The organism is Rhodococcus sp. KB6, assembly GCF_001445685.1.
Lineage (GTDB): Bacteria > Actinomycetota > Actinomycetes > Mycobacteriales > Mycobacteriaceae > Rhodococcus_F > Rhodococcus_F qingshengii.
Genome location: NZ_LNAK01000156.1, coordinates 34136 through 60589 on the forward strand (window position 1 = coordinate 34136; position 26454 = coordinate 60589).

The 26454-nt window shown below is 63.4% G+C and carries 23 protein-coding genes; 12 read left to right on the plus strand and 11 right to left on the minus strand.

Features of this window, described 5'->3' with window-relative positions; genetic code table 11:
• Nucleotides 1-31: 31 nt before the first annotated feature.
• Both ASU23_RS30305 and ASU23_RS30310 read right to left on the minus strand, forming a co-directional pair.
• Nucleotides 32-529 carry a TIGR04338 family metallohydrolase gene (locus tag ASU23_RS30305; RefSeq protein ID WP_054781392.1) on the minus strand — a complete coding sequence of 166 codons (498 nt, stop codon included), beginning with the start codon at nt 527-529 and terminating at the stop codon, nt 32-34.
• Nucleotides 526-1350: a DUF2786 domain-containing protein gene (locus tag ASU23_RS30310; protein WP_030537724.1), complete on the minus strand. Its 825-nt coding sequence runs from the start codon at nt 1348-1350 to the stop codon at nt 526-528. Before ASU23_RS30310 ends, ASU23_RS30305 begins: the two co-directional genes overlap by 4 nt.
• A 114-nt stretch (nt 1351-1464) precedes the next feature.
• Between ASU23_RS30310 and ASU23_RS30315 the strand changes: the two genes are divergently transcribed.
• From ASU23_RS30315 to ASU23_RS30340, 6 genes are all read left to right on the plus strand, one after another.
• Nucleotides 1465-2538, plus strand: a complete 1074-nt coding sequence (locus ASU23_RS30315; protein WP_003946073.1) for an ABC transporter ATP-binding protein — start codon at nt 1465-1467, stop codon at nt 2536-2538.
• Nucleotides 2539-2708: 170 nt separating this feature from the next.
• Nucleotides 2709-3998: an ABC transporter substrate-binding protein gene (locus tag ASU23_RS30320; RefSeq protein WP_007735225.1), complete on the plus strand. Its 1290-nt coding sequence runs from the start codon at nt 2709-2711 to the stop codon at nt 3996-3998.
• Nucleotides 3999-4018: 20 nt separating this feature from the next.
• Nucleotides 4019-5194 (plus strand): carbohydrate ABC transporter permease, encoded by a 1176-nt coding sequence (locus ASU23_RS30325; protein ID WP_007735224.1) that lies wholly within the window; start codon nt 4019-4021, stop codon nt 5192-5194.
• Nucleotides 5191-6027 (plus strand): carbohydrate ABC transporter permease, encoded by an 837-nt coding sequence (locus ASU23_RS30330; protein ID WP_058039334.1) that lies wholly within the window; start codon nt 5191-5193, stop codon nt 6025-6027. Before ASU23_RS30325 ends, ASU23_RS30330 begins: the two co-directional genes overlap by 4 nt.
• A gap of 25 nt (nt 6028-6052) precedes the next feature.
• Nucleotides 6053-6262: a hypothetical protein gene (locus ASU23_RS30335; RefSeq protein ID WP_019746112.1), complete on the plus strand. Its 210-nt coding sequence runs from the start codon at nt 6053-6055 to the stop codon at nt 6260-6262.
• Nucleotides 6263-6374: 112 nt separating this feature from the next.
• Nucleotides 6375-8564, plus strand: coding sequence for a transglycosylase domain-containing protein (locus ASU23_RS30340; protein ID WP_058039335.1), 2190 nt, complete (start codon nt 6375-6377; stop codon nt 8562-8564).
• 24 nt (nt 8565-8588) lie between these two features.
• On the opposite strand, the gene ASU23_RS30345 is transcribed toward ASU23_RS30340, so the two are convergent.
• Complete coding sequence (locus ASU23_RS30345; RefSeq protein WP_058039336.1) at nt 8589-9887, minus strand: hypothetical protein; 1299 nt, start codon at nt 9885-9887, stop codon at nt 8589-8591.
• Between the two features lie 139 nt (nt 9888-10026).
• Complete coding sequence (locus tag ASU23_RS30350) at nt 10027-11085, minus strand: SDR family oxidoreductase (RefSeq protein ID WP_042926153.1); 1059 nt, start codon at nt 11083-11085, stop codon at nt 10027-10029.
• Nucleotides 11086-11176: 91 nt separating this feature from the next.
• On the opposite strand from ASU23_RS30350, the gene ASU23_RS30355 reads away from it, so the two are divergent.
• A complete protein-coding gene (locus ASU23_RS30355) occupies nt 11177-11488 on the plus strand; it encodes a helix-turn-helix transcriptional regulator (protein WP_007735219.1) in 312 nt (103 codons plus the stop codon).
• Nucleotides 11489-11638: 150 nt separating this feature from the next.
• Nucleotides 11639-13030 carry an amidase gene (locus tag ASU23_RS30360; protein WP_058039337.1) on the plus strand — a complete coding sequence of 464 codons (1392 nt, stop codon included), beginning with the start codon at nt 11639-11641 and terminating at the stop codon, nt 13028-13030.
• Here ASU23_RS30360 and ASU23_RS30365 read toward each other — a convergent pair.
• Nucleotides 13022-13753, minus strand: coding sequence for an MBL fold metallo-hydrolase (locus ASU23_RS30365; protein ID WP_003946042.1), 732 nt, complete (start codon nt 13751-13753; stop codon nt 13022-13024). The genes ASU23_RS30360 and ASU23_RS30365 overlap by 9 nt on opposite strands.
• Nucleotides 13754-13850: 97 nt before the next feature.
• On the opposite strand from ASU23_RS30365, the gene ASU23_RS30370 reads away from it, so the two are divergent.
• Entirely contained in the window at nt 13851-14396 is a 546-nt protein-coding gene (locus tag ASU23_RS30370; protein WP_230691665.1) for a hypothetical protein, read from the plus strand.
• Here the strand turns inward: ASU23_RS30370 and ASU23_RS30375 are convergent.
• The 3 genes from ASU23_RS30375 to ASU23_RS30385 are packed head-to-tail and all read right to left on the minus strand — an operon-like array spanning nt 14364 to nt 16910.
• A complete protein-coding gene (locus tag ASU23_RS30375) occupies nt 14364-15023 on the minus strand; it encodes an enoyl-CoA hydratase-related protein (protein WP_007735215.1) in 660 nt (219 codons plus the stop codon). The genes ASU23_RS30370 and ASU23_RS30375 overlap by 33 nt on opposite strands.
• Nucleotides 15020-15679, minus strand: coding sequence for a TetR/AcrR family transcriptional regulator (locus ASU23_RS30380; protein ID WP_003946066.1), 660 nt, complete (start codon nt 15677-15679; stop codon nt 15020-15022). The genes ASU23_RS30375 and ASU23_RS30380 overlap by 4 nt, the downstream gene beginning before the upstream one ends.
• A 43-nt stretch (nt 15680-15722) precedes the next feature.
• Nucleotides 15723-16910: a CaiB/BaiF CoA-transferase family protein gene (locus ASU23_RS30385; protein WP_003946016.1), complete on the minus strand. Its 1188-nt coding sequence runs from the start codon at nt 16908-16910 to the stop codon at nt 15723-15725.
• Between the two features lie 282 nt (nt 16911-17192).
• On the opposite strand from ASU23_RS30385, the gene ASU23_RS30390 reads away from it, so the two are divergent.
• From ASU23_RS30390 to ASU23_RS30400, 3 genes are all read left to right on the plus strand, one after another.
• On the plus strand, nt 17193-18308 hold the full coding sequence (locus ASU23_RS30390; protein WP_007735213.1) for an XdhC family protein: 1116 nt from the start codon (nt 17193-17195) through the stop codon (nt 18306-18308).
• Nucleotides 18309-18410: 102 nt separating this feature from the next.
• Nucleotides 18411-20054, plus strand: a complete 1644-nt coding sequence (locus tag ASU23_RS30395; protein WP_007735212.1) for a PucR family transcriptional regulator — start codon at nt 18411-18413, stop codon at nt 20052-20054.
• A 148-nt stretch (nt 20055-20202) separates the two neighbouring features.
• Entirely contained in the window at nt 20203-21636 is a 1434-nt protein-coding gene (locus ASU23_RS30400) for a uracil-xanthine permease family protein (protein ID WP_058039338.1), read from the plus strand.
• A gap of 87 nt (nt 21637-21723) precedes the next feature.
• Here the strand turns inward: ASU23_RS30400 and ASU23_RS30405 are convergent, their stop codons facing one another.
• The 3 genes from ASU23_RS30405 to ASU23_RS30415 form a co-directional block, all read right to left on the minus strand.
• On the minus strand, nt 21724-23235 hold the full coding sequence (locus tag ASU23_RS30405; RefSeq protein ID WP_007735211.1) for a carboxyl transferase domain-containing protein: 1512 nt from the start codon (nt 23233-23235) through the stop codon (nt 21724-21726).
• On the minus strand, nt 23232-24458 hold the full coding sequence (locus ASU23_RS30410; RefSeq protein ID WP_030537716.1) for a CaiB/BaiF CoA-transferase family protein: 1227 nt from the start codon (nt 24456-24458) through the stop codon (nt 23232-23234). Before ASU23_RS30410 ends, ASU23_RS30405 begins: the two co-directional genes overlap by 4 nt.
• A gap of 289 nt (nt 24459-24747) precedes the next feature.
• Entirely contained in the window at nt 24748-26445 is a 1698-nt protein-coding gene (locus ASU23_RS30415) for a PucR family transcriptional regulator (RefSeq protein WP_003946020.1), read from the minus strand.
• Between the last annotated feature and the right edge of the window lie 9 nt (nt 26446-26454).

Sequence of the window (26454 nt, forward strand, 5' to 3'; positions counted from 1 at the left end):
GGACACCACCGGGTTCGCCGAGGGCTGACATCTAGTCCGTTCGAACACCACCGGCAAGGAACATCGCTCGAAGAACGAAGGCCGCCTCGGGCCCGATGATCTCGCCGACAAGGCTCGTGTAGCGGTCGACGAACTCGGGCCCGTGGGAAGCCTCGTCGGAGGCGGGGTCGCCGAGGTGGTGCGCAAGTTCGTGCAAGACAACGAATTCGCGTAGCGCCCACCGGCCGTCACGGTCGTCCGGGACGGCGATGACGTCGTTCGAGTAGTGAGCGGCGGCATTGCCGCCGCGGGAGCGTACGGACACTGGAATGGTTGCGCGAGTCCAGGTCTCCCGTACCCAATTCAGCCCGAGTAGCTGATCGCAGTACGCCTGGACCGACTCCACGGAACCGAATTTGCGCTCGACCGGCAAGGTGATGGTGGAACCCATGACCTCGACGCTCCGAAGTCCACGCTCGTCGGCGCGATCGAACATGGTGCGCACCAACGTCTCTGCCTCGTAGACGGCGCTCCGCTGCGTATCCCTCACGAGTCGAGCTGCCCGCGTACCCCGCCGATCTCCGGAAGGTTCCCCAGACGTGCGGAGCGCGCCGCCCGATCACCCGCTCGTCGAGCATGTGAGGAATGCCCGGCGCTTGCGCGGCCGCCGCCCCGCCACGTCCCACGCGCTTTGGAGTTGGACGAGTAGTAGTCCTTCAGCTCGATTTCCTTGTTACGCAGCACGAGTGCGGTTTCGGAAGACGACGTGGCAGATTCTGCGATCGCGGTCTTCTCCGTCTCCTGCTTCGTCTCGGCCAACCGCGCGCCGATGCGGGACGCGTACGCCATCTGGAAGTTCAGGCGCGCCGTCACTCCGGCCACCGGCTTGCGGACCTGCGTGCTGACGCGTCGTCGTCCACGAGTTTCGACGACGGTCCGCACGGACGTTTCGCCGCGGTACGCCCCGGAACGCACGTACGCGTCGGAGTCACGCACCATCTGGAAGAGCAGGCTCGAATACAGGGCCTCGCACACGTCGATGTCGCCGGCGAACCCGTAGGCGTAGATGACGGCCGACGTCTGCGCGATGTCGCATTGCACGTCGTTGGCAGCGGCGATGGCGATGAACAACTGGGCGTACGTTCGCAGCCCGCGCTTGCCCGGTTCGCCGATGGTGATGAGCCGTTGAGTGGGCGTCGCACGCTTTTCCGAAGACGCGGTGTGCGCACGCGCGACCGCCAGGTCGATCGCGGAACTGGTGGCCAACCGCTGAGCGGCAGCCATGAAGGCTTCACCTTCGTGTGGATTGTCGGTGGACTCCGCTTGGCGAAGCAGCGCACCGATGCGGGTCAGCATCTTCTCCGAACTCACCGTGAAAGACTACGCTCGCGCGCCGACACGGACGTTTATGCTGCTAGCGCACACGCTCACCCTCGACTTGGATCGTCCGGCACGTTCCTGCCGGTAGAAGGGATCAACCCCGTCATGGCTTCAGTGACTTTCGAGAGCACCACCTGCCTGTTCCCCGGATCGAACACTCCGGCAGTGGACAAGCTCGACCTCGAGATCGAGGACGGCGAGTTCCTCGTCCTCGTCGGACCCTCCGGCTGCGGAAAGTCGACCACCCTGCGCATGCTCGCCGGGCTCGAAGACGTCCACAGCGGACGGATCCTCATCGGCGACCGCGACGTCACCGGTCAGGAGCCGAAAGAGCGCGACATCGCGATGGTCTTCCAGAACTACGCGCTGTACCCGCACATGTCGGTGGCCGAGAACATGGGTTTTGCGCTCAAGCTCGCCGGAACCAACAAGACGGAGATCCGCGCCCGCGTCGAAGAGGTCGCGAAGATGCTCGATCTCGAGCCGTACCTCGATCGCAAGCCCAAAGCGCTGTCCGGTGGACAGCGTCAGCGAGTGGCGATGGGCCGCGCCATCGTCCGCCAGCCGCAGGTCTTCCTGATGGACGAGCCGCTCTCGAACCTCGACGCGAAACTCCGTGTGCAGACACGTACGCAGATCGCTCAGCTGCAACGACGCCTCGCGACGACGATGGTTTACGTGACCCACGACCAGGTCGAGGCCATGACGATGGGCGACCGCGTCGCCGTCCTCGAAAAGGGAATCCTGCAGCAGTGCGCCTCGCCGCGCGAGCTCTACAACAAGCCGAAGAACGTCTTCGTCGCCGGCTTCATGGGTTCACCCGCGATGAACCTGTTCACCCTCCCCGTCGTCGACGGCGGCGTCGCATTCGGTGACGGGATCGTTCCGGTTCCGCGCGAGACGATGAACGGTGTCGTCGAAACCGAGGTTGTTCTGGGTATTCGCCCCGAGCACCTCGAGATCGCCGCCGAAGGCCTGCCGATGGAGGTCGACGTCGTCGAGGAACTCGGTTCCGACGCCTACGTCTACGGCCGGACCACGATCGGCGGACGGTTGCAGCAGATCGTCTCGCGTGGTGACTGGCGCAATCCGCCGCAGAAGGGCGAGCGAGTCAACCTGCGCGTGGACCCCGAGAAGGTGCACATTTTTGCCACCACCGACGGGCGTCGCCTGGGTTAGGTGGACCTGTCAAACGACACATGACCGATTCAGGTTCGGCGTAATACCCACAAGTAGGGGTGTCTCGTGCCACAGTAGGGGCCGATGCCGGGAGCCGGCACCCATGGCGCATGCCGTGAGCCGGCTCTCGGTGACCGTCTATTTGTCATACACATACGGGGAGCGAATCCATGGTTCTGAACTCGAAGGCGATGCGCCGCGCTGCAATTGCAGCCACGGCAGCGTCCATGCTGGTACTGGCAGGCTGTTCGTCCGATTCGGACAAGGACAGCGGAACCAGCACCACGGCCGCATCCGGGGGATCGTCCTCGAGCGAAGGCCGCGGACCCATCACGATCGTCGAGGGGCAGGATGCCCTGAACGAGGCGCTCGAAAACATCATCTCCGACTGGAATGCCGAGCATCCGGACGAGAAGGTCACGCTCAAGCCGCTGGCGAAGGAAGCCAACGCGCAGGTCGACGACATCACCCAGCGCATGCAGGCCAAGAGCGACGAGTACGACCTCATCGGCGTCGACGTCGTCAACACCGCCCAGTTCGCCGCAAACGGTTGGCTGCTGCCGCTCGAGGGTGACCTCGCGATCGACGAGTCCGGCCTCCTGCCGTCGACCGTCGCTTCGGGCACCTACAACGGCAAGCTCTACGCAGCGCCGAAGAACACCAACGCCGCATTCCTGTACTACCGCAAGGACCTCGTCGAGAAGGCCCCCACCACGTGGGCCGAGCTCAAGGAAAACTGCCCGAAGGCTGTCGAAGCCGGCATCTCCTGCTACATCGGTCAGTTCAAGAACTACGAGGGCCTGACGGTCAACACCACCGAGATCACCAACGCCTTCGACGGCCCGTGGGTCGGCCCGGACGGACTCACCCCGGCCATCGACGACAAGACGAAGGCAGGCGTTCAGTCGATCGTCGACAACTTCGCCGACAACACGATCCCGCAGGAAGCGCTGACCTACTCCGAGGGCGAGTCGCAGACCGCGTTCGGCGACGGCAAGGCACTCTTCATGCGCACGTGGTCCGGCTTCTCGGTCGACGGTGAGAAGACCTCGGTTGCCGGCAAGTACGGCTACACCGTTCTTCCGGGTGTCGACGGACCGGGCGCTTCGACCGTCGGCGGCTACAACGTCGGCATCAGCGCGTACTCGGACGCACCCGCCACGGCTCGTGACTTCCTCGAGTTCATGCAGACCAAGAAGTCGCAGACGTACTTCACCGAGGTCGGCGGCGCACCCGTCCTCTCGGCTGTCTACGACGATCCGGCAGTGCTCGCTCAGTTCCCGTACTTCGCGACCCTGAAGGAAGCACTCGCCACCGCTCAGCCGCGCCCCGTCACGCCGTACTACACGCAGGTGTCGAAGTCGATCTCCGACAACACCTACGCTGCTATTCGCGGCGAGAAGACCGTCGAGCAAGCCTTGGCGGACACCAAGGCCGGCATCGAAACCGCCGGTAACTGATCTACCAGGAGCAATAAGCAATGGCAGAACCGCAGGATCCTTCCGCGGCTGTGCCTACCAACCCCACGGTCGGGGCCGGTTCAACCGGTCCCGACCGTTCGGGCGTTGGTGGGAGACACCGTGCACCGGAACCGCTAGAAGAGCCGTCGGCATCCGAGGCAGCAGGGACATCTCTGACCAAGGTTCTGCCTGACCTTGCAGCTACTCCACCCCCGCCGACCTCGCCCCCGCCTGCGTCGGCCGACAAGCCGAAGAAGCGTCGACGAGTTCCGGTGTGGGCGTTCGTCGCACCGTCGCTGATCGTTCTCGCCGTCATCATTCTGTATCCGCTCGGACGAGCGATCTGGATGTCGATGCACAGCGACGGCAAGAAGCTCGATCCCGAGACCGGCATGTTCGTCACCGGTCAGTTCACGTGGTTCGACAACTACAAGAACTGGATCACCCAGTCCTGCAACACCGCCAACGGCTCGATTCCCTGCCCGCCCGGCACACTCGGATCGCAGTTCTGGCAGTCGATCGGAAATACGTTCGGCTTCACCGTCGTCACCGTCCTGCTCGAGACGGTGATCGGTCTGTCGATGGCGTTGATCATGGCCAAGACGTTCCGCGGACGCGGTTTGCTCCGCGCTTCCGTGCTGATTCCCTGGGCCATCCCCACCGCCGTCACCGCGAAGCTCTGGTTCTTCATCTTCGCCAACGACGGCATTGCCAACAAGATCCTCGGCACCAACATCCTGTGGACGGCGGACCCCTGGCCGGCGCGATTCGCGATCGTCGTCGCCGACGTCTGGAAGACCGCGCCGTTCATGGCGTTGCTGATCCTCGCGGGTCTTCAGATGATTCCCGCCGACGTCTACGAGGCCGCCAAGGTCGACGGTGCGACGGCGTGGCAGCGGTTCCGCATGATCACGCTTCCGCTGGTCAAGCCCGCACTCATGGTGGCGGTGCTCTTCCGCACGATGGACGCGCTGCGCATGTACGACCTGCCCGCGATCATGATGGGATCCAATCCCGCCACCTCCACCATCTCGGTTCTGGTGGTCGATCAGATGCGCGTCGGCGCCAATTCGGCGTCGGCACTGTCCACCATCACGTTCCTCATCATCTTCGCTGTGGCCTTCATCCTGGTCCGATTCCTCGGAGCAAATGCGGTCAGCACGCAGGAAAAGCAGCGGAAGGGGGAGCCGGTATGAACAAGGCACTACGCGGCAAGATCGGCACCTACATCGGCGTCGTACTGATCATCGTGTGGGGACTCGCTCCCTGCTATTGGATGATCGTGACGGCGCTGCGCGACCCGGCGGACACGTTCTCGACGTCGCTGTGGCCCACCAATCTCACGCTGTCCAACTTCACCGCGGCGCTCGATCCCGACGCGAAGGTGAACTTCACCCGTGCACTGATGAACAGCCTCATCATCGCGGGCGCGACCACGCTGATCGCCTTGGTCATCGGCGTGTTCACGGCGTACGCGCTCTCGCGTTTCGACTTCCGTGGCAAATACTTCGTCACCGGAATCATCCTCGGCGCGTCCATGTTTCCGGTTGTCGCCCTCGTGACTCCGTTGTTCCAGTTGTTCACCGACATCGGCTGGATCGGCAGCTACAAAGCGCTGATCATCCCGAACATCTCGTTCGTGCTGCCGCTGACGGTCTACACGCTGACGTCGTTCTTCTCCGAGCTTCCGTGGGAGCTCGAGGAGGCGGCGCGTATTGACGGCGCCACCCGTGGCCAGGCCTTCCGTCTGATCATGCTTCCGCTCGCCGCGCCGGCACTGTTCACCACCGCGATCCTCGCCTTCATCGCAACGGTCAACGAGTACCTGCTCTCGCTCCAACTCTCGAGTGACAAGACCGCACCCGTCACCGTGGCGATGGCCAAGTTCTCCGGAACGGACCCATTCGTCACGCCGTACACCTCGATCATGGCCGGCGGAACCCTCGTGATGGTCCCGCTGGTCATCATGGTTCTCATCTTCCAGCGACGCATCATCGCCGGTCTGACCGCAGGCGGCGTCAATTCGTGATGCGGGCTTCGGGCGCACGGTTTCGATGAGGCGGGCTTCGCGCGCCCAGCGCATGGAGCTGATTGCCGGCTTCATCTCGGTCTTCGCCCTCATGGCGTTGATCGGCGCTGTGGTCGCGATCGTCAAGGGAGACCCCGGCGTGATGCCGTCTTTGGTGCTGCTCGGTTGCGTCGTCGCTCTCGGGCTCGCGTTCCGCGGATATCGGAACGCGGTCCGAGCAGAACGTCGCGAGTAGCCAGCCCGGTAGGGTGACATTTCGGTATCGCAGTTGCCGGGAGTTATCTGATCGAGATATCACCCTGGTGGAATGGTGCCGGTAAGTCCGGATCCACGACCGGGAGTGTTGAGTGAGTCCATCGAACAGATCGAGTGCGACGGGTGGCGATCAGTCGTCGGCTCGATCGGGCAAGTCGGCTAATTCGCCCCGGTCGAACAAGTCGGCCAAGCCCGCGAAAAAGCAGCGCTCGAAGTGGCGGTTCGTCCGGCGGACCATCTACGTGCTCGTGCTCCTGATGGTCATCGTGCCCGCGTCGGTTTTTGCTGTCGCGTACAGCCGGACCGACGTCCCGCGCCCCTCTGACATGCAGACCAATCAGGTGTCCACCATCTACATGGCCGACGGCACGACCGTGCTCGGCAAGGTAGTGCCGGCGGAGGGAAACCGCACCGAGGTCGCGTTGTCGGCCATCCCGATTCACGTCCGCGATTCGGTGCTCTCGGCGGAGGATCGTAACTTCTACACCAACCCCGGATTCTCGATCTCCGGATTTGCTCGCGCTGCCCGCGACAACGTGATGGGCAAGGAAAGCGCCGGCGGTGGTTCGACGATCACTCAGCAATACGTGAAGAACGTCTTGGTCGGTGACAAGCGCAGTATCGACAGGAAGCTGCGTGAGCTCGTCATCTCCGCCAAGATGGCGCGCGAATGGTCCAAGGACGACATTCTTGCCGCGTATCTCAACACCATCTACTTCGGTCGCGGTGCGTACGGCATCGCCGCCGCGTCGAACGCGTACTTCGACAAGCCGGTCAGTGAGCTGAGTGTCGAGGAAGGCGCAGTTCTCGCGTCCGTCATCCAGAGCCCGTCGTTCCTGGACCCCGAGACCAATCTGTCCGCGCTGCAAGCGCGCTGGGACTACGTTCTCAACGGCATGGTGGAACTGGGCAGCCTGACCAAGACGGATCGCGACGCGATGCAGTTCCCGGTCGTCGCCCCCGCCAATCGGCCGACCGATCTGAACCAGGCGCCAGGACCCGAAGGCCACATCAAGACCCAGGTACTCAAGGAACTGGCCGAGGCCGGTATCAGCGATCAGACGCTGAACACCGCTGGTCTGCAGATCACGACGACCATCGACCCGGTTGCGCAGGAAGCTGCGCTGAACGCCGTCAGGCGGAATCTCGAGGGCGAGCCGGAAGACCTGCGGACCGCAGTAGTGTCCATCGACCCCAAGACCGGTGGCGTCGACGCCTATTACGGCGGTGACGACGGAGCCGGCTTCGACTACGCCCAGGCGCCGCTGCAGACCGGTTCAGCGTTCAAGGTCTTCGGTCTGGTCGCAGCATTGATGGAAGACATTCCGCTGTCCGCACGGTTCGACAGTTCACCGCTCACGATCAACGGCGTGACCATCGGAAACGTCGGCGGCGAATCCTGTGGTCGATGCACCATCGCCGAGGCACTCAAGCGTTCGCTGAACACCAGCTTCTACCGGTTGATGCTCTCGATGGAGAACGGTCCCCAGAAGATCGCCGACGCCGCCCACCTGGCCGGCATCCCCGAGCACATTCCCGGACTCGACTACCCGACGCTCACACAGGAGGGTGGTCCGCCGGAGAACGGTATCGTGCTCGGCCAGTATCAGTCTCGCGTTATCGACATGGCGTCCGCTTACGCGACGCTCGCCAATTCCGGTGTGTACCAGCAGCCGCACTTCATCCGGAAGGTCGTGACGGCCGAAGGTGAAGTCCTGCTCGATCGCCCGGTCTCTCCCGGTGAGCGTCGTCTCGATGCTGCCGTTGCCGACAACGTCACGCAGGCAATGCTCCCGATCGCGTCGTACTCGAACGGTCACGCGCTTGCCGGTGGACGCCCGTCTGCTGCCAAGACCGGCACCGCGCAGTTGGGTGACACGGGGCAGAACAAGGATGCGTGGATGGTCGGTTACACGCCGTCGCTGTCCACCGCGGTGTGGATCGGAACTTCCGACGCTCAGGCCATCACCAACTCCTACGGTGGTTTGATCTACGGCTCCGGAGTGCCTGCGGACATCTGGAAGAGCACGATGGACGGCGCGCTGAAGGGATCCGACTGGGAGAGCTTCCCGTGGCCGGACCCCATCGGCGGGCAGGCCGGCGTTCCCGCGAACTCCGGCGTGACCTCGGGGGACGGGACGGGCACGCCCACGACGGGCGCGGTCGCTCCCCCGGCGCCCATCGAGGTGCCCGGCCTACCGCCGATCGAAGTGCCGCCGCTCCCCCAGTTGCCGCGTCAGATCGAGATCCTGCCGGGCATCGTCATCCCACTACCGGGCTGACAAGCAGCGCTCGATTTCCGGTTCTCAGGCCTGGTCGTCGAAGAGACCGAGTTGGGTGGGCGCTGCATCCTTGGCGGGCAGTACGACGACGCGCAGTCCGCGCCTGAGGTTGCGGATCGCGTGCGTCCACGCGCGCTTCTCGCCCGCACACAGGTCGGTGTCGTCGTCCTTGCGCCGGATGGACTCGGTCAACGCCTCGTGCCAGGCAGTCTCCTGCTCCTGGCTGATCCGCAGGTAGTCGAGAATGGTGTCGCGGTCGTGCTCACAGATCACGGCAACCTCTTCGGCGCTGAGCTCGCCCGTTCCGTCTGCGTCGAGTTCGAGGAGCGCCATGAGAGCCGGAGGAAATTCGTGGCACTCGTGTGACTCGTATTCGGCACCGGGATCTTCGTGCTCGGAGGCCATGCCGTCGTTGAAGGCGGTGTCTCCGGTTGCGCGGATGGGTTGCCCGCCCAGTTCTTCGGCGAGTTCGTCGGATGCTTCGGCCAGTTCGGCGAACGAGCGCAGAGCCCGCAGCAGGTGCTCGGCGACGAAGGGTGCGCCGTCCACGCGGACCACGCCCAGCACACTCTGCTCGACGAGAATGAGCTTGATGGTCGGCCATTGCCGATTGAGCTGAGCAAGAATTACAGCAGCGTTCTCGAGGTTCTCCACCGAATGCACGACCCGCGAGAACACCTCTACGTACTCGTCGTCCTCGAGGACACGAACATAGGTGACCTGCTCACCGCGGACCAGCGGGATATCGCCGTCGTCGTCACGCTTGGGCGGATGACCGAGAAGGCGCTCGACGGCCCCGTCGACCAGGATCCGCAGCATGTCGCCCGAACCCGAGGGAGCGTGAGACGGCGTCGTGGCGAACGCCGGCGTCGACTCGCGCCCACTGGCGCTGGCACGCAGGAACGACGGGTGCGCAATGCTCCACATTTCACGGAAGACGCGCAACACCTTTGTCACCAGCTCCTCGGGACGAGCGCGGTCGACGTCGATGTAGAAGGACATGGACCCATTGCCCTCGGGTTCGTGCTCGCACAGATCGGGAGCGTTGAACCCCATGTCGAGCAGCGCTGAATGGTCTTCCGGTTCGAGCATCCGCAGTGGATGCAGAAACCTGTTGGAAGGAACTTCACAGCGCACGGAGGTCTGGTTCCATGCGAAGAACTGGATGCACGCGGGCGCGTCGGCCAGTTCGTCCATGCTGTCGTAGTGCGACTCCACCACGAGGGTGTCGTCGTCCTCCATCACGGAGATGTAGCGAGCGAGATGAGTCTCGAAAGTAGTCCAGGCACTCAGGATTTCCAGATCGAAAGTATTGTCCGACATCGTCGCTCCTCTGGTCCGGGGGCGCATGGGGCCCTACCGACGACTCGCCGAAACCCCTGCTTTTCAAACCCCGCCTACGACGTTAGTCGTGGGGTCCGACAGTGACAGTGTTCGTAGGATCCGGGTGACCGTGTTTCAGTCAGGGGATTATCTTCCGAGCTTGCAGATTGGCGAAGATGTCGAGGAACATCGCTTCGGTGTCGACGTGGCGGTGAAATCCGAACCGCCGAGCTTTCGATCCGTCAGCGAAAAAGTCGTAGTCCCATCCGAATACGAAGTCACCGAACCCCCAGGACGAGACATCGGAATACGGGGTCCGAGCAAGTTGGTGTTCCTCGACGAGTTCATCCCACACCGACTCCTTGTCCGCCATTGCGACGTCGAGGGACATCGGGAGCGGAGGCGCGACGTCCATGTCGAAGAAGGCTGCGATCTTCGGCCACATCTCCTGCCAGCGGAACAGGTCGCCGTTGTTGATGTTGAACGCCTGATTTGCGCACTCGGGGTTGGTCGCGGCCCAGACCGTCGCTTCGGCCAGGAGTCCGGCGTCGGTCATCTCGATCAAGCTGGTGTACGCGCCGGGTTTGCCGGGGAATCGGAGTGGGACACCCAGTTTCTTCGAGATGGTCGCGTAGACGGCGATGACCATCGCGAGGTTCATCGGGTTACCCAGTGCGAATCCGGAGACGACCGAGGGTCTGATCGCCGACCATGTCCACGACTTGCCGAGCTGCCTGCGTTCGAGGAACTGCTGTTGGTCGACGTTGAACTCGGGTGGCATGTGCGGTGGATCGCTCTCGCGGGCCGGAGTTTTGAACGGTCCGAGGTGTGCCCCGTAAACCTTGTAGCCCTGCATCAGGCTGACGTGCTCGAGTCCGCCCGCAACGGGCTCGATGGCGTCGAGAGTGTTGACCAGCATCGCCAAGTTGGGCGGAACCAGCTCGGCCCATGTCGGGCGGTCTTGATAGGCGGCGTAGAAGACGTGAGTGACGTCGCCCAGTCCGCTCAGTGCCGCTGCAGTCCGGTAAGGATCGAGCAGGTCGACTGCGATGTGTTCGACCCGGTCGGTGTCCGTACCGCCTCGCCGCGAGAGTCCGATGATCTTCCATTCTCCGGTCGACTCGAGGTGATCGATCAAGTTCCCACCGATCACGCCTCGGGCTCCGACCACGAGTGCCACTTTGTCGTGCTGCACCATTTCAGCCTCCCATTGGTATATCGCGATGTTGCGATATAGGGAGTGAACCACACATATCGGCATTTCGCGATCTAGCGGTATGCTCACGAACATGGAAGACGCAACAACCGAGTGGGAAACGGCGTTCAAGGCGCTGGCCAACCCGATGCGTGTGCAAATCCTGCAGTGGTTGAAAGACCCCGGGAGCTTTCCCCCTCAGCTCGAGCCTGCTGAGGAGGTCGGAGTGTGCCTCAAGCACATTCAAGCGAGGGCGAAGGTGTCGCAATCGACGGCGTCTCAGTACATGGCCGCACTCCAGGCCGCGGATCTGGTGACCACCACACGAATCGGTCAGTGGCGGCATTACAAACGAAACGAGCAACAGATCGAGAAGCTTGCAGCATTCATCAGGCAGGGTTTGTAGGTACCAGCACCTGACCGATCCCTCCGGGGCAGCCAACGTTGTGGCAAAACCTCACATCGCCGAAGCCGTCGGTATGTGCATTGTGGTCGTTTCTCGGGTTGCTCGTTGTCCTTACGCTCGGCAGAGGGTACTGGCAAGGAGAGGCGTGCGATGAGTCGTGAGAGCTGGGTGGGCCGTGATGCCCGATCCATCGCCGAGGCCGTGCGGTCGGGTCAGGTGTCGGCGCGGACCGTCGTCGAAGAACATCTCGCACGGGTCGACGAATGCAATGTCGAACTCAACGCACTGGTCACCGTGTGCGCCGAGGAGGCTCGCACGGCCGCGGATGCCCTGGACGAGCGACGCCTTCTCGGTGAGACACTCGGCCCCCTTGCCGGGGTTCCGTTCACGGTCAAGGACCTGATCGCCACTGCCGGCGTGCGCACCACTGCCGGTTCTCGCACTCTGGCGGACAACGTCCCGGCCGTCGACGCCCCGGCCGTCGCGGCATTCAAGGCTGCCGGTGCGATTCTGATCGGCAAGACCAACACCCCGGAATTCGGCGCGTGCGGCCTGACTCGAAACGAACTGTTCGGAACCACGGCCAGTCCGGTGCGACCGGACGGCGTCGTCCGGTCCCCCGGCGGATCGAGTGGCGGCGAGTCCGCGTCGGTTGCTGCCGGAATGAGCGTGCTCGGACTCGGTACGGATTTTGGTGGCTCGGTGCGTTGGCCCGCCCACTGCACCGGCCTCACTTCGGTTCGCCCGACGCTCGGCCGTATCGACCCTGAAGGGCAATACCCCGGCGTGCTTTCGGATGGACGGGTACTCGCCAATCCTGCGACGATGCACGGCACGATCCAGACCATCGGCCCACTGGCCCGCAACCTCGGTGATGCGGCGCTTGCGTTGCGCGTCCTGTCGATGCCGCATTTCTCGTGGAGCGAGCCTGATTCGGTCGACGTCGACGACCTCGACATCCGCTGGGCCACCGGCGAGGGAACGATTCCCGTCGACGAAGAAATCCGGTCAGCGGTTCGGACGGTGGCGATCAGCCTGGACGCGAGCGAGTACGACGGTCTGGCCCTGTCGCGGGCCAACGCGCTTTTCGGTGCGTTGCGATCGGTCGAGACCCACGCGGACATCTACTCTCTCGCCGCAGGTTCAGCGCACTCTTTCGACGCGGACATCACCGCCATGCTTGCGGCAGGCCGTGATCGCAGTTCCGCCGAGGTGGAAGCGCTGTGGGCGGATCGTGCGATGTCGATCGCCGACTTCCTCGGCGAGATGGGCGACGTCCTGATTCTGCCGGTTGCGTCGGTGCTCGCTCCGCCGCTCGGTGTGGAGAGCTTCGAGGTGGGCGGTCGCAAACTCACGTGGATGGACGCGCTCGCGAGTTGCCGGGCGATCAGTGTGCTCGGCCTTCCGTCGGTCGTGGTTCCGGTAGGACTCTCCCGCAACGGTTTACCGGTCGGAGTGCAAGTGGTGGCCCGGCCGTTCCACGAGCATGTTGCGCTGTCCGTGGCGGCGCGAATCACGTCGAATGCGCAAGCTCTAGTCTGACTTCCATCTTTCGGTTTCGGCTGCGAAACGTGTTGCGTACGAGTCGGCCAGGTCGTGAAGCGTGGTGACGCAGTCGCCGTAGTACGTCGGTGCATGCATGGTAGCCAGAATCCGCGGCTCGAGGTCGGCCAGGGCGCGGATCGTGGGTTCGAGATCCGGGGTGAGGCAGGTGGCGTGGCCCAAGTCCTCGGCTTCCAAAGCGGGACCGACGATTTCGTGCTCGGTGGTCGCGGGGTGGTGCCCGAACGCAGTGAAGAGATCTCCGCAGAACAGCGTCGACGTCGTCTCCTCGAACATCAGACCCGCGTCCCAACCGTGTGGGACGTGTGGGGTGTCGATGTGCCGGACTCGGCGGCTGCCGGTTTCGAGTACGTCGCCGTCCTGCAAGGGAAGTGGCGCCCGATCGGCCAGATCGTTGACCTGGACGAAGCACCCCATCGCACCGTGTGCAACTTGCGCTTCGGGGGCCGCCGCAAGCCAGGAGTTCATGGACCCGCATTCGTCGGCCTCGACGTGACCGAACGTGATCCATTTCAGACGGTCGATGTCGATCAGCGTGGAGAGTGCGTCGGAAGCCGAGGTGAACAACGCTCGCTGCCCGGTGTGGAAGAGCAAGGGTTCCTCGCCGTCGACGAGAAACTGGTTCATCGTGAGGTTCGCTTCGTCCACGAAGGTCGACAGTCGGTAGATGTCCGGCGCGATTTCGGTGATCGTGGTGGTCATCGCTGTGCTCCGATCAGGGCTGTTGTACACGTCAATCTGTCTTCTTCAGCCTTCTCGCCGCCCCGCGCCTGCACAAGGCTCTGGAATAGTGGAGGACGTGTTCGTACTACTGCTGACAGGCCCGCCGGGCGCGGGGAAGAGTTCCGTGCTGACCGCGCTTCACGATCGACTCGGCGAGGCCGGGGTGAGCAACGCGATGATCGAGGTGGACGAACTCGAGCGGTGCTATCCGCCGCTGGGGGCCGAACGGGCAATCTCACACGTCGGGATGCTGTCCGCGTCGTACCGGGAAGCGGGGTACGGACTCCTGTTTCTCACGGCGACCGTCGAAGACGACGACTACGGGCGCGCCCTGCTGGCCGCGACCGGCGCCGAGGGGCACCTGCTGGCGCGCCTCGAGGCCGATCCGGATACGTTGCGTACCAGAATCATCGAACGTGAACCGGCCGGCTGGGCCGGGTTGGACGAGTTGGTGGAGGCGTCACAACTGCTGGCCGGTTCGATGCCGACGCTCAGTGGAGTCGACGTGGTTCTGAGCACCGAAGGCCGCGATCCCGAGAGTGTTGCCGACGATCTGGAAGCGGCTCTGCGAGAACACAGTCCGTCGCTTCTAGCCGTCGGTGTTCAGAGCGGTGACCACTGAAGCGAACATCGTCGACTTGATTGCCCCCAGTGTGCCCGCATTCTTCGGGCCGATCGGTGCAACCATTTCGATGGCCTTGGCGGTCAAAGCGTCGACGGATGCGGTGAAGTCCACCAAACCGGCTGCGAATGCGTCACTTCCGCCGTATCGCCGCCCCGTGGTCATGGCGACGATTGCCGACGCCGGGCTGAGCTTGGCCTGGATGAGAGCTGCCATTCCTTCGGTGAAGGGGATGTTGATGTCCACCTCCGGGAAGCAGTAGTAGCCGCGATCATCGCGCATGACGCGGTAATCGTGCGCGATGCCGAGCATGGCGCCGGCTCCGAAGGCGTGGCCGTTGATCGCCGCGACGGTGGGCATCGGGAACGTCAGCATCCGAGCGAACAGCGACTGCACCTGCTGCACATACCACTTCGCCTTGTCGCCGTTCGCGCCCAGCCAGTCGAGGTCGAGTCCGTTGGAGTAGAACTTGCCCGTCGCCGTGGTGACCAGGGCATGTGCGCTTTCGCTCAAAGCCTGGTCGAGTAGCTTGTCGACGGAATCGAGCCACTCCGGCGAGAATCGATTCTCGTCCTCGCCGAGATCGAGAACGGCGATCTTGTCTTCGAAGCGCAGAGTTGCGGTCATGATTGGCCTTTCCTGTTGCGTGGCTTGGGCAGTGGTGGGTCGAGATGCAGAACCGCTCGAACGGCGGCATCCAACCGCGCGCGTGCTGCGGCGTCGGGGACTCGCCAACCGTCGGCGCGTTTGGCGGGATGGATGAGCAGTCCGGTAGGCAGGCCGACAACACAGGCCTCGATTGCCTCGACGGCTCTGCCGTCCTTGCGGCCCCAGAGCGCGGTCGACAACCGGATGAACAACTCGACCAGAGACCGGTCGAGTTGTGTGAGTTGCTCGGCGATGTCGGCAGGGACGTCGGTGCCGAGCAGTTCGTCGCGCTGGATCGTCAACAGCAGCAACGCGGATTGTGGGTAGTCGAGCGCGAAGACAGCCGGAACTTCGGCGGCCGCGACGACGGCGGAAACCGCCGAAGTCGGCGACGGGTCCGCGAGAGCGTCGTCCACTCTCGATTGTTGAAGCGCGAGAAATCGTCGCGCAGCACGCAGCCAGGCGCTACCGACCAGTCCACTGCGAGAGCCGAATGCGTGATAGATCGCCCCGTTGGATACACCGGTGGCGTCGGAGACTGCCCGGACCGTGACAGCGCTCGGTCCGGCAGTGGCGGCAAGTTTTTCGGCAGCGTCGAGCAGGGTGTCGAGGTCGTGGACGCGTGGCCGAGGCATGAACGCACAGTAACAGAGCGTCTGCTCTGTTACTAGGCTGCGGTCAGATCACCGAATTTGCGCGAAGATCCTCGATCTCCTCCGGGCGCAGGCCGAAGTCGGTGAGTACGTCGTCGGCGTCACCGCCGAGAGTCATGGGTGGCGCATTCCTGACGGGAAGGGTCTTGCCGTCCACCCAGAACGGTCCGCGGACAACGGGAATCGACGTTCCGTCGGCGCTCTGGGTCTGCTCGACCATCTGCAATGCCTCGACCTGCGGGTCGGAGAACACCTGATCGATCGAATGGATCGGGCCGCAGGGGATTCCGGCACCGCGGATCTCGGAGATCCATTGCGCCGCGCCCTTCGTGGTCAGTAGGTCCTCGAGTTCTTTGGTCAGTTGGTCTCGGTGCGCCAAACGTTCTTTACCCGTGGCATATTCGGTACGGAAGGCGAGCTCGGGGTCACCGAGTACCGAGCACAGTGCGATCCAGTGCTTGTCCGAGCCGGTGGCAATGTTGATCGGGAAGTCGGCAGTGTCGAAAGCGCCGTACGGCGTGATCGTCGGGTGCGTATTGCCGTTCGGCGTCGAAACCCGCCCGGTGCTCAGGTAGTCCTGCGCCTGGAAGGTCATGATCGAGATCGCGGATTCCAGCAACGAGGTCTGCACGCGGTGCCCACGACCGTCGCGTCCGCGCGAAGCCAGTGCCGCCGTGATTCCCAGTGCCGCGTAGATGCCCGAGACCGTGTCGATGATGGGGATACCGACCCGCATCGGGGTCTGTTCCCCGGCACCGGTGACCGACATCAGCCCGGACATGCCCTGGGCCACCTGATCGAGTCCGGGCGCGAACTGGTCCGGGCCCACCGGGCCGAAACCACTGATGCTCATCACGACGAGCCCTGGATTCTCCTGCTCGAGCGAGTCGGGATCGAGCCCCATGTCGGCCAGTACTCCCGGACGGAAGTTCTCGACCAGCACATCTGCGTCGAGGGCCAGGCTGCGAAGCAGTTTCCGCCCGCGGTCACTGCGCATGTCGATGGCGATCGACCGTTTGCCGCGGTTCACGGAAGCGAAGTAGAGGCTTCGATCGCCGTCGAACGGCGGCCACTGACGCGAACTGTCGCCGGAGCCACGGGTTTCGACCTTGACCACGTCGGCGCCGAAGTCCGAGAGCAGCGACGTGCACAGAGGCCCCGCGAGAGCACGGGTGAGGTCGAGAACTTTGATACCGCTGAGCAATTGGTCCATGGGAGAAACCTCGGTTCTGTGGTGTGCAACGTCGCCCACTCGATCCGTCGCACCATCTGCGTGAATTGCCGCTGCAGTGATCGTCGGAGAGGGGAAGAATGAAGGTCAGGCCTGCTTTCGGCTGGGCTCGGTGACAACACTGGTCGAGAGCGCACGGTGATGCGACGGCGACATTGCACAACTGCAGGGCCCGGATTTAGGCGCATTGTGTGACAGGCAGGATTGCGGTGGGCCGATACCGTGAACTCTCTACGGACGGCGATGCAAGCGGGAGGCGAGGCGATGCGCGACATTTCCACTCAGCTGGCGCAGTGGCACGCCCGCGGCGAGGATTTTGCACTGGCGACGGTTGTCCGTACCTGGCGATCCTCACCGCGCATGCCCGGTGCTTCGATGGCCGTCTCACGCTCCGGCGAGGTGGTCGGCAGCGTCTCGGGCGGGTGCATCGAGAGTGCACTGTACGAGATCGCCCAGGAGGTTCTCGCCGACGGCACCAGTCGCGTCGAGGTCTTCAGCGTCTCCGACGACGACGCCATCGGAGTAGGGCTGACCTGCGGCGGAACCATCGAAGTGTTCGTCCAGGCCGTCGGAGCCGATTTCGTCGAGTTCGGTCAGGTTTGTGAACGGATCGAGGCCGATACGCCCGTCGTCGTGGTCACCGAAGTGCGTCCGGGAGCACCGGCACGGCACCTCGTCGTCGAGCACGGCCGACGCAGCGGAGATCTGGATGCCACGGAGGACGAGGTGTCCATCCTGCTGCGCACGATGGACACCGGTGAGTCCGTCGCTTTTGTCGCGCCGGCGGGAACTCTCATCGATTCGCAGCACGACCTGCTGGTCGAGATCTTCGCGCCACTACCGCGGATGTACGTGTTCGGGGCCATCGACTTCGCGGCATCGATGTGTACATTGGGCGCCTTTGCGGGTTACCGAGTGACCGTCGTGGACGCACGGCCGGTCTTCGCGACACGGGCGCGTTTCCCCGACGCCCACGATCTGGTCGTCATGTGGCCACACAAGTTCCTCGAAACCGCACCGATCGACAACAAAACCGTCCTGGCCGTGCTCACGCACGACGAGAAGTTCGACATCCCCCTGCTCGAGATCGCGCTGCGTTCGCCGGCTGCGTACGTCGGCGCGATGGGAAGTCGTGCGACGCATGAGCGTCGGGTGGCGCTGTTGAAGGAGCGAGGCGTCACCGACGCCGAGTTGGGGCGTCTGCACTCACCGATCGGGTTGGATCTCGGCGCGAGGACACCGGAGGAGACTGCAGTGTCGATCCTCGCCGAGATGACCAAGACCCTTCGCAATGCCTCCGGTTTGGAACTGCGGGATCTGCAGGGGCCGATCCACCCGCCACCTCAGGAGAATCCGACCGCCCTGCATCGAACGGCCTGAGTCGACTGCGCTGAATTCGGACATCTTGTGTTCGGTGGGGATAGGATCGTTTCTTTCGTGAACCATCTTCCGTGATCCGAATGAAATCGAGGTGCCTGCCAAGTGGCAAACCCGGCCGTACCGGCATCCGAGGTGAATGCTGTTCTCTCCGAACTTCTTCGAACCCAGCTCCTTCCTGGTGTTCGAAAGGTCGCCGGCGGCTGCGAAGACCCGACGGTAGCCCGGGTGGGATTCATGGCGGTTCCGGACATCGGACCGTGGCTGCGGCACGGACAGTTGCTGATCACCACGCCGGAAACCCTCGCCAGGGTCACCGAAACCTTCAAAGCATTTGTCGGACGGTTGTCGACGCGAGGTGTTGCGGCACTTGCCGTCCAATTCGGCGCAGACGGGGACACTCTCGCGCCGGAGCTGGTCGACGCGGCCGAAAGCGCCGGCTTCCCGCTCCTGGTTTTTCACGGTGCGTGTGATCACCCTGCGGCGAGAGACCGTGAGCAGACGGAGTCGGCCCAGATCGACGCCATGTTCGGGGCCGAGCGCTTGCGACGGCTGCTGGTCGACGTCGTGATGGGCGGCGGCGGCCTCCCGCAATTGACCGAAGTCATCGCACGGGAGATGAAGGGCGCCGCCCTGATCACCACCTCGGACGGACGCGAGATCTGCCGCGCCGGGGACGCCGCGGAGCGCAAGCATCTGTCTGCCTGTCCCGCCGTCGATTCCACCGGTCGTCTGCGGACCGACACCGTCGAGGGCGGATTGGGTCTGCACGAGTTCGACGGTCAATTCATCGCGGTGTCCGCGATTTCCGCCAATCACATCGACCACGGGCGTCTCGCGTTGTTCACCGGTGAGCGCGTGATGACGAGTTACGACCAGTACCTGGTCGAGCGGGCCGCGTCGGTGTGTGCGTTGGTCATCACCCGCGAACAAGCCGTGGCGTCGGTGGAGGAACGCCATCGCGCCAACTTCGTTCACGACCTGCTCCTCGGTCGGGCCGGGGACCACGATCACGTTGTCTCCCATGCCAAGACATTCGGTTGGGACTTCGACCGCCCGCTGGTGATCGTCTCGATCGAGCCGGACCCGATCGACGAACCGGCCTCGGCGGCGCCCGCTCGGCTGCCCGTCGTCGATCGCCAGGCGATGGCGTTCTCCGGGGCGATCGCCCACCGTGATCCCGGTGCGGCGGTGACCGCGCTGACGGGCGAGACGGTGATCGTGATGGGCGTCGGCACTGACACGATGGCATTGGTGCGGGACCTCGTCACGGTCGTTCGCGGTGAAGGTGGCGGCGGGAGAAGGCCGTTCAGTGTCGGGGTGTCCCGGCCGACAGCGGCGATCGACGCCGTCCCCGCGCTCTACAGTCAGGCGCGCACCGCACTGACCGTCGGACGCCGGATCTCCGGTCCGTGGACGGTGACTCAGTTCGACGATCTCGGTGTGTACAGACTGCTCAGTCTGGTCGAGGACGAAAACGAGCTGGAGACGTTCGCGCGGGAGACACTGCGGGAACTGACGGAGGAAACTGCCGAAGCGCAGGACATGCGCAAGACATTGGAAGTCTTGCTCGCGACCAACATCAACATCGCCGAGACAGCGCGCAAGCTCCACTTCCATTACAACACACTGCGTTACAGGGTCGTTAAGCTGGAGAAAATGCTTGGACCCTTCACGGCGCAACCCGAGCTCCGGCTGGATCTGTCTCTAGCACTGAAGATAACCGCGATGCGCGGCATCAATCACTAATATTGCCAATCCGAGTCCGTGGGTTCTGGCAGATTGTCATCACGTCGATACCCCTGCGCTGTAATAGCGTTTCACTCCAGTCACGGTGTTTTGTGAGCTGGAGCACACTCAGCGTTCGGACACCTTCCTCTGCACGAAAGGTCCCATCATGCCGATTTGGACGTTGCACGGAGATGGAAAGAACATCAGACCGGGTGAAGTGGTCGCTCCCGGCGAGCGGCTCAGCTGGGGAAGAACCATCGGGCTGGGCAGCCAGCACGTGGTGTCGATGTTCGGCGCGACGTTCGTCTTCCCGATCATCATGGGGCTCAATCCTCAACTTGCCGTGATGATGTCGGGCTTTTGTACGCTCTTCTTCCTGCTGGTGGTCAAGGGACGCATTCCTAGCTACCTCGGTACGTCGGCGGCCTTTGTCGGCGGTATCGCCGCCATTCGTGCCCAAGGCGGAACGTCCGCAGAGGTGACCGGCGCGATCCTGGTGTCCGGACTGGTCCTGGCAGCCATCGGTATCGCGATCCACTTCCTCGGTGGCCGGGTCGTATTCAAGGTTCTTCCCCCGGTGGTGACCGGCGCAGTGGTGATGCTGATCGGATTCAACCTGGCACCCGTCGTCGCGGGGCTGTACTGGCCACAGGACCAGTGGGTGGCTCTGATCGTCATGGTGGCCCTGATCGTCATGAGTATCGCGCTACGAGGCTTCATGGCGCGCATCGCCATCTTCCTGGCGCTGATCTTCGGTTACGTCCTCTCCTGGATCCTCGACCGGGTCTCGGGGACGATCACCTCCTACGACGCAGGCACCGGTCAGATCACCGAGCACTTCCGCGTCAACTGGGATTCGGTGCAGTCGGCGTCGTGGTTCGGCCTTCCCCCGTTCTCGGACGAGGCCAACGGAATCGTCGGCATCCACGCTCCGTCGTTCAGCCTCACGTTCATCATCCTGGTCCTTCCGGGTGTCATCGCGTTGATCGCGGAGAACGCGGGCCACGTCAAGGCCGTGGCCGAGATGACCGGGGACGACCTCGACCCGTACATGGGACGTGCGCTCGCCGGTGACGGTTTCGCCACCGCTATCGCCAGCAGCGTCGGCGGTTCGCCCACCACTACGTACGCCGAGAACATCGGTGTCATGGCAGCGACCCGTGTGTACTCCACCGCCGCCTACGCGGTTGCCGGCATCGTCGCCATGATGCTCGGCTTCTCCCCCAAGTTCGGTGCCGTCATCTCGGCGACGCCCGGCGGTGTTCTCGGCGGAATCACCGTGGTGCTCTACGGCATGATCGGCCTTCTCGGCGCCAAGATCTGGAAGGAGAACGGCGTCGACTTCGGCAATCCGCTCAACCTCATGCCGATCGCGGCCGGCCTCATCATCGGTATCGGCGACACGGCCCTGAAGTTCAGTGACACGTTCTCGCTCAGCGGCATCGCGCTCGGCACCATCGTCGTGATCGGGATGTACCACCTGTGCCAGTTCATCGGTTCGAAGAACCCGGAACTGAATGCGAAGAATCCGGAACCGAACAAGCCGGATTCGAAGACTCCCGGCGGCGAGCGGGAGGAACCCGCCAAGCAACTCACGTGACGCTTGGCTGAGTGTGCTCGATCGACGAAGGCCGGACATCCTCCGCGGAGGATGTCCGGCCTTTCCGGTGTTCTGGGTACTGATCGATCAGACGGAGGTACTGGCTTCGACCAGGCCGATACGGTCGATGCGTTCGGTGCGGGTGTTGAGCCGTTCAGTCGCATCGGTAGCACTGAGCACGCTCAGCTCGTAGTGCAGTACCGCTCCGACTCGAGTGCAGAAGGCGGCGGATTCGTCCGCGGCATCGGGAAATTCGGGGATGACCCGATCGACGATGCCGCCCGCGAGCAGATCGAAGGACCTGATCCCTTGACTGGCTGCCATGTCCGGCGCGTGCGTGACGTCGTGGAACATGATCGCGCTCGCACCTTCGGGAGGTAAGGGCGAGAGCCAACCGTGGCGGGCCGCCAGCACTCGATCGGCCGGAATCAGTGCCAGGGCGCCGCCGCCCGTGCCCTGCCCGAGCAGGAGGGAAATGGTGGGGACCTCGAGTGAAATCATGTCGGCTATGCACCGAGCGATCTCGCCCGCCAGTCCGCCTTCTTCGGCCTCCTTCGACAGTGCCGCGCCCGCTGTGTCGATGATCGTCACCAGCGGCAGGTCGAGTTCTGCGGCCAGCCGCATACCTCGCCGAGCCTCCCGCAGAGCGCCGGGGCCGAGTGGGGAGTGAGCAGTCTGTCCGCGCCGGTCCTGTCCGAGAAGGACGCAGGGCATGTCGCCGAAGCGAACGAGCGCGAGCATGATGCCGGGATCGTTCTCGCCTTGGCCGGTTCCGTTGAGCGGGAGCATGTCCGAGGCGGAATTGAGCAACACTTCCCGTATCCCCGGTCGGTCTTCGCGTCGGGATGCGACGACGGATTCCCACGCCGACGTATCGGGTGGGCAATCGTACGAGCACGGGTCACTGGGCAATAAGTACCCACGATGCGCCCCGGTGATGATGCGCAATGCGCGTTCGACGATTTCGGCGAGCTGGTCTGGCGGCCTCACTGCATCGATGAGTCCGTGCTCGTGAAGGTTCTCCGCTGTCTGGACACCGGCGGGGAAAGGTGAGTTGTACAAGGCCTCGAACACTCGAGGGCCGAGGAATCCGACGAGGGCCCCCGGTTCCGCGATCGTCACGTGACCGAGTGATCCCCAGGACGCGAATACGCCTCCGGTGGTGGGGTTTCGGAGATAGACGATGTAGGGCAGGTGCGCTTCTTTGTGCTTGATGAGCGCCGCGGTGATCTTGACCATCTGCAAAAACGCCGTCGTCCCCTCCTGCATACGCGTTCCCCCGGACGTGGGAAGCGCAAGAAGGGGCAGCTGCTCTTGGGTGGCTCGACGGATGGCGACGACGAGGCGTTCTCCCGCCGCCACGCCGATCGAACCACCGAGAAAACCGAACTCGCAGACGATGATTGCCACACGGCGGCCTCGGACGGAGGCGCTTCCGGTCAGGACGGACTCGTCGAGCCCGGTCTTCTCCTGGGCCCGCAGAAGTGCTTCGGCGTAGTCGGAGTCGGTCGCGACGGGAATCGGAGGGGTATCCCACGATTCCCAGGTGCCGGCATCGATCACCAGGTCGAGCAAGTCGCGAGCCGTCAGGCGGTTCATCGGGTGAATCCTTGTAGCCACGACATGATTTCGTCAGTGTCTTCACCGAGAACCGGAGGTGCAGTGTGGCGGGTCTCCGTCACCTCGGTTCCGTCCGGATCGAAAAATCGTAGCGGTGGACCGGGCAGTGTGATGTTTCCGAGCGTGCTGTGGTCGACGTCGACGAGCAATCCCTGTGATCGGGTCTGCTCCCATTCGTACACTTCGGAGATCGTCCGAACCCGTCCTGCCGGTACTCCGATGCGGTCGAGTTCGGTCAGAAGCTCGTCACGCGAGTACGGCTTGAAGGTACGTTCGATCAATTCGACGACCTGGAAATGATTTTCGACGCGTTCGGCGTTTGTTGCCATACCCGGGGCGTCAGGGTCGAGGTCGAATCCTTCGCAGAATCTTCTCCACAGGCTTTCGCTGCCGACCGAGATCTGCACTGCGCCATCGCCGGTACGAAAGAGTCCGTACGGTGCGATGGAGGGATGGTGGTTGCCCTGCGCTGTGCCTACCTCGCCGGCGACGGTCCACTTCGTTCCTTGAAACGCGTGAACACCGACCACGCTGGCCAAGAGCGACGTTCGGACAACGCGGCCTCTCCCCGTCTGCTCGCGTTCCTTCAAAGCCGCGACGACACCGAACGCCCCGTACATTCCGGCGAGAAGATCGGCGATCGGAACTCCGACTCGTTGAACGTCGTCCGGACTCGAGCCGGTCAGCGACATGAGTCCGGCTTCCCCCTGGGCGATCTGGTCGTAGCCGGCGCGACCGCCTTCCGGGCCGTCGTGGCCGAAACCGCTGATGGACAGAACGATCAGTCGAGGATTGAGTTCGGCCAGCCGCTCGGTCGAGAATCCGAGTCGATCGAGAACTCCGGTGCGGAAGTTCTCCATGAGAACATCGGCGCGGCAGACGAGATCTTCGAGGGTCGCGCGCCCACTGTCGGATTTCAGATCGAGCGTGATCGACTTCTTGTTCCGGTTCGTGGACAGAAAATACGTCGATTCCCGTTGCGTGTTCGGTGGTTCCAACGTGGGCTCCACAAAAGGCGGCCCCCACCCACGGGTGTCGTCGCCGCCGTGAGGTGATTCGACCTTGATCACGTCGGCACCCAGATCGCCGAGCATCATTGCCGCGTGAGGACCCGCGAGTGCGCGCGTGAGGTCGACGACTATCACGTCGTGTAACGGACCACTACGAGCACTTGTGTTGTGAGGCTTCGAAGTCGAGTTCATGTCGCACCGCCGTGTTCTGGTGTAATTGGCTGAGCCAGTTGGTGGTTGAGGCCTCCGTAGTTCGGTCGACTCCGGTCCGCTGGACCGAGAAACCGGCCAGGGCCACCGAAGGAGGTATGTGCGGCCCGTCTTTCGAACCGTAAGCGGGCACCGGTGAACGGCACATGGGTAACCTTGCCGACGACGGGTGTCAGTGGTGGGTAAGAAGTGACGAACGCTCACCGGGCGGCGCGATTGCGGTTGTATCGAACCGTTATCGGGACGTTCTGTCAGCTCATATCGTGCGAAGTCATGACATTTCGTGCATCTTCATGACCTGCAGGGCGAGTGAGACGTTCAATCGAAGGACGGGGTCGTCGGTGAACGATCCGACGACGCTCTCCAGCTTTCCGATTCTGTATCGCAAAGTGTTGTAGTGCATGTGCAGCGCCCGGGAGGCCTCGGCGACATTGCAATTGCAGTCGAGCAGGGTCTGGAGTGTCAGACGCAGGTCAGCGGCTTCGGCGTTGTCCGCCGACAAGGACTTCAGAACGTCATCGGTGAACGAACGCAGTTCGCTCTTGTCCGTCTGGAGCGAGAGGAGTCGGTGTACACCGAGTTCGTCGAAGTGTGCGATCTGCCCCGGCCCGTTGATACGTCGGCCGACGACCACGGCTGTACAGGCTTGGTCGTAGGCCGCGGGTAGATCGGCCAGGGAGTAGATCACCCGGCTCACTCCCGTGCTGAAGGATCGGCGGCCGCTGGTGCGATCGCCGGCAACCTTGCGCACCAACCCTTCGATGTCCCGAACCGCACGGTCGGTGCTGGTCGGGAAAAGCGTGACCACCTCGTGTCGAAACCCGACGGACGGCGCCGTCCGCTCGTGTGTTCGTACCACTTGTTGCCAGCCGTCGCTGAGTCGATCTTGGTCCGTGCGAGTGGAATTCGCGTGCTGGGATTCCGGGTGATCGACGTCGAGTTCTGCAACCACAACGGCAAGTGGACGAGTGACATCCCACCCCAACTGGGTGAAGTGCGCGCTCACTTCCGCCGGCGAGCCGGCTTCGCCTATCAGTGCGTCGCGGAGGAAGTCGCCGCGGAACTTGGATTCCACTGCCGCAACTGCCAGCTGTTTGGTGACGGCCAGCGCGGCAACGGTGGCCGCTCGCTCCAGCGCTTGAACGACAACTGCGCCGAGTTCGTGGGTGCCGGCGTACGCCACCATTCGGCCGTGGTCGGTGCCGCCGGCCACCACCCGGGTGAGCGCCAACTGACCAGGAAATCCTTTGGGCGCGTTCTGTAAACCGACAGCGACCCGTTCGGTCAGGAACCGACCGGTGCTTTCGAACAACGGAAGCGCGTTCAGCGCGGCTGAATCTCCGGCCTCCGTCAACACTCTTCCGTCCGGCGAGCAGATGAGAACGCTGACGTCGAAAAGCGCGGCGAATTCTGCGGCAATCTGAGGTAGATCGCCACCTTCCAAGACGATCGACGTCAACGAGCGGTGAAGTCGATCGGCAATGTCGAGTGCCGCGGACTGCTTCGCCACCAACTTGGTGAAGACCTCCGAGATCACCTCGTCGAATCCCGCGGTGACGGGAAGAACCAACAGCGGAAGCCCTCGCTGCTCTGCCATGTGCAGCATCGCCTCGGGCAGCTCGTCGAGATAACGGCCCGTTTTCACGGCAAGTGCCGCGACTCCTCGACGTGCAAGACCGTCGACGAGGTCACTGAGATCTGTGTCGTCGAGAAGCTCGCCGGTTCGCCCGTAGCGCAGCGGGAACCCGGTTGTCACCAACAACTCGTTCGGCTTCACCCAAGCGAGGATGTCCGGTACTTCCATCACGTTCACCGATTGAACGAGGTGGCGCAAGCCCCCGTGCCCGGCAAGGACTTCGGCTCCACGCAGACTGGGCAGCTCGAGGACATCCCGAACTGTGAGTCTGTAGTCGCCACCTTCTGGCAAATGTTGAAGCTCTTCGCTCGAATATTTGGCAGATCTATCCATGTCGCGAGA

Excerpts from the sequence above, each read along its gene's own strand:
- ASU23_RS30330 (WP_058039334.1), top strand. The coding sequence starts at position 5,191 with ATGAACAAGGCACTACGCGGCAAGATCGGCACCTACATCGGCGTCGTA.
- ASU23_RS30415 (WP_003946020.1), bottom strand. The coding sequence starts at position 26,445 with ATGGATAGATCTGCCAAATATTCGAGCGAAGAGCTTCAACATTTGCCA.
- ASU23_RS30350 (WP_042926153.1), bottom strand. The coding sequence starts at position 11,085 with ATGGTGCAGCACGACAAAGTGGCACTCGTGGTCGGAGCCCGAGGCGTG.
- ASU23_RS30390 (WP_007735213.1), top strand. The coding sequence starts at position 17,193 with ATGCGCGACATTTCCACTCAGCTGGCGCAGTGGCACGCCCGCGGCGAG.
- ASU23_RS30355 (WP_007735219.1), top strand. The coding sequence starts at position 11,177 with ATGGAAGACGCAACAACCGAGTGGGAAACGGCGTTCAAGGCGCTGGCC.
- ASU23_RS30325 (WP_007735224.1), top strand. The coding sequence starts at position 4,019 with ATGGCAGAACCGCAGGATCCTTCCGCGGCTGTGCCTACCAACCCCACG.
- ASU23_RS30400 (WP_058039338.1), top strand. The coding sequence starts at position 20,203 with ATGCCGATTTGGACGTTGCACGGAGATGGAAAGAACATCAGACCGGGT.
- ASU23_RS30320 (WP_007735225.1), top strand. The coding sequence starts at position 2,709 with ATGGTTCTGAACTCGAAGGCGATGCGCCGCGCTGCAATTGCAGCCACG.
- ASU23_RS30360 (WP_058039337.1), top strand. The coding sequence starts at position 11,639 with ATGAGTCGTGAGAGCTGGGTGGGCCGTGATGCCCGATCCATCGCCGAG.
- ASU23_RS30365 (WP_003946042.1), bottom strand. The coding sequence starts at position 13,753 with ATGACCACCACGATCACCGAAATCGCGCCGGACATCTACCGACTGTCG.
- ASU23_RS30315 (WP_003946073.1), top strand. The coding sequence starts at position 1,465 with ATGGCTTCAGTGACTTTCGAGAGCACCACCTGCCTGTTCCCCGGATCG.
- ASU23_RS30375 (WP_007735215.1), bottom strand. The coding sequence starts at position 15,023 with ATGACCGCAACTCTGCGCTTCGAAGACAAGATCGCCGTTCTCGATCTC.
- ASU23_RS30410 (WP_030537716.1), bottom strand. The coding sequence starts at position 24,458 with ATGAACTCGACTTCGAAGCCTCACAACACAAGTGCTCGTAGTGGTCCG.
- ASU23_RS30380 (WP_003946066.1), bottom strand. The coding sequence starts at position 15,679 with ATGCCTCGGCCACGCGTCCACGACCTCGACACCCTGCTCGACGCTGCC.
- ASU23_RS30405 (WP_007735211.1), bottom strand. The coding sequence starts at position 23,235 with ATGAACCGCCTGACGGCTCGCGACTTGCTCGACCTGGTGATCGATGCC.
- ASU23_RS30385 (WP_003946016.1), bottom strand. The coding sequence starts at position 16,910 with ATGGACCAATTGCTCAGCGGTATCAAAGTTCTCGACCTCACCCGTGCT.
- ASU23_RS30335 (WP_019746112.1), top strand. The coding sequence starts at position 6,053 with ATGAGGCGGGCTTCGCGCGCCCAGCGCATGGAGCTGATTGCCGGCTTC.
- ASU23_RS30345 (WP_058039336.1), bottom strand. The coding sequence starts at position 9,887 with ATGTCGGACAATACTTTCGATCTGGAAATCCTGAGTGCCTGGACTACT.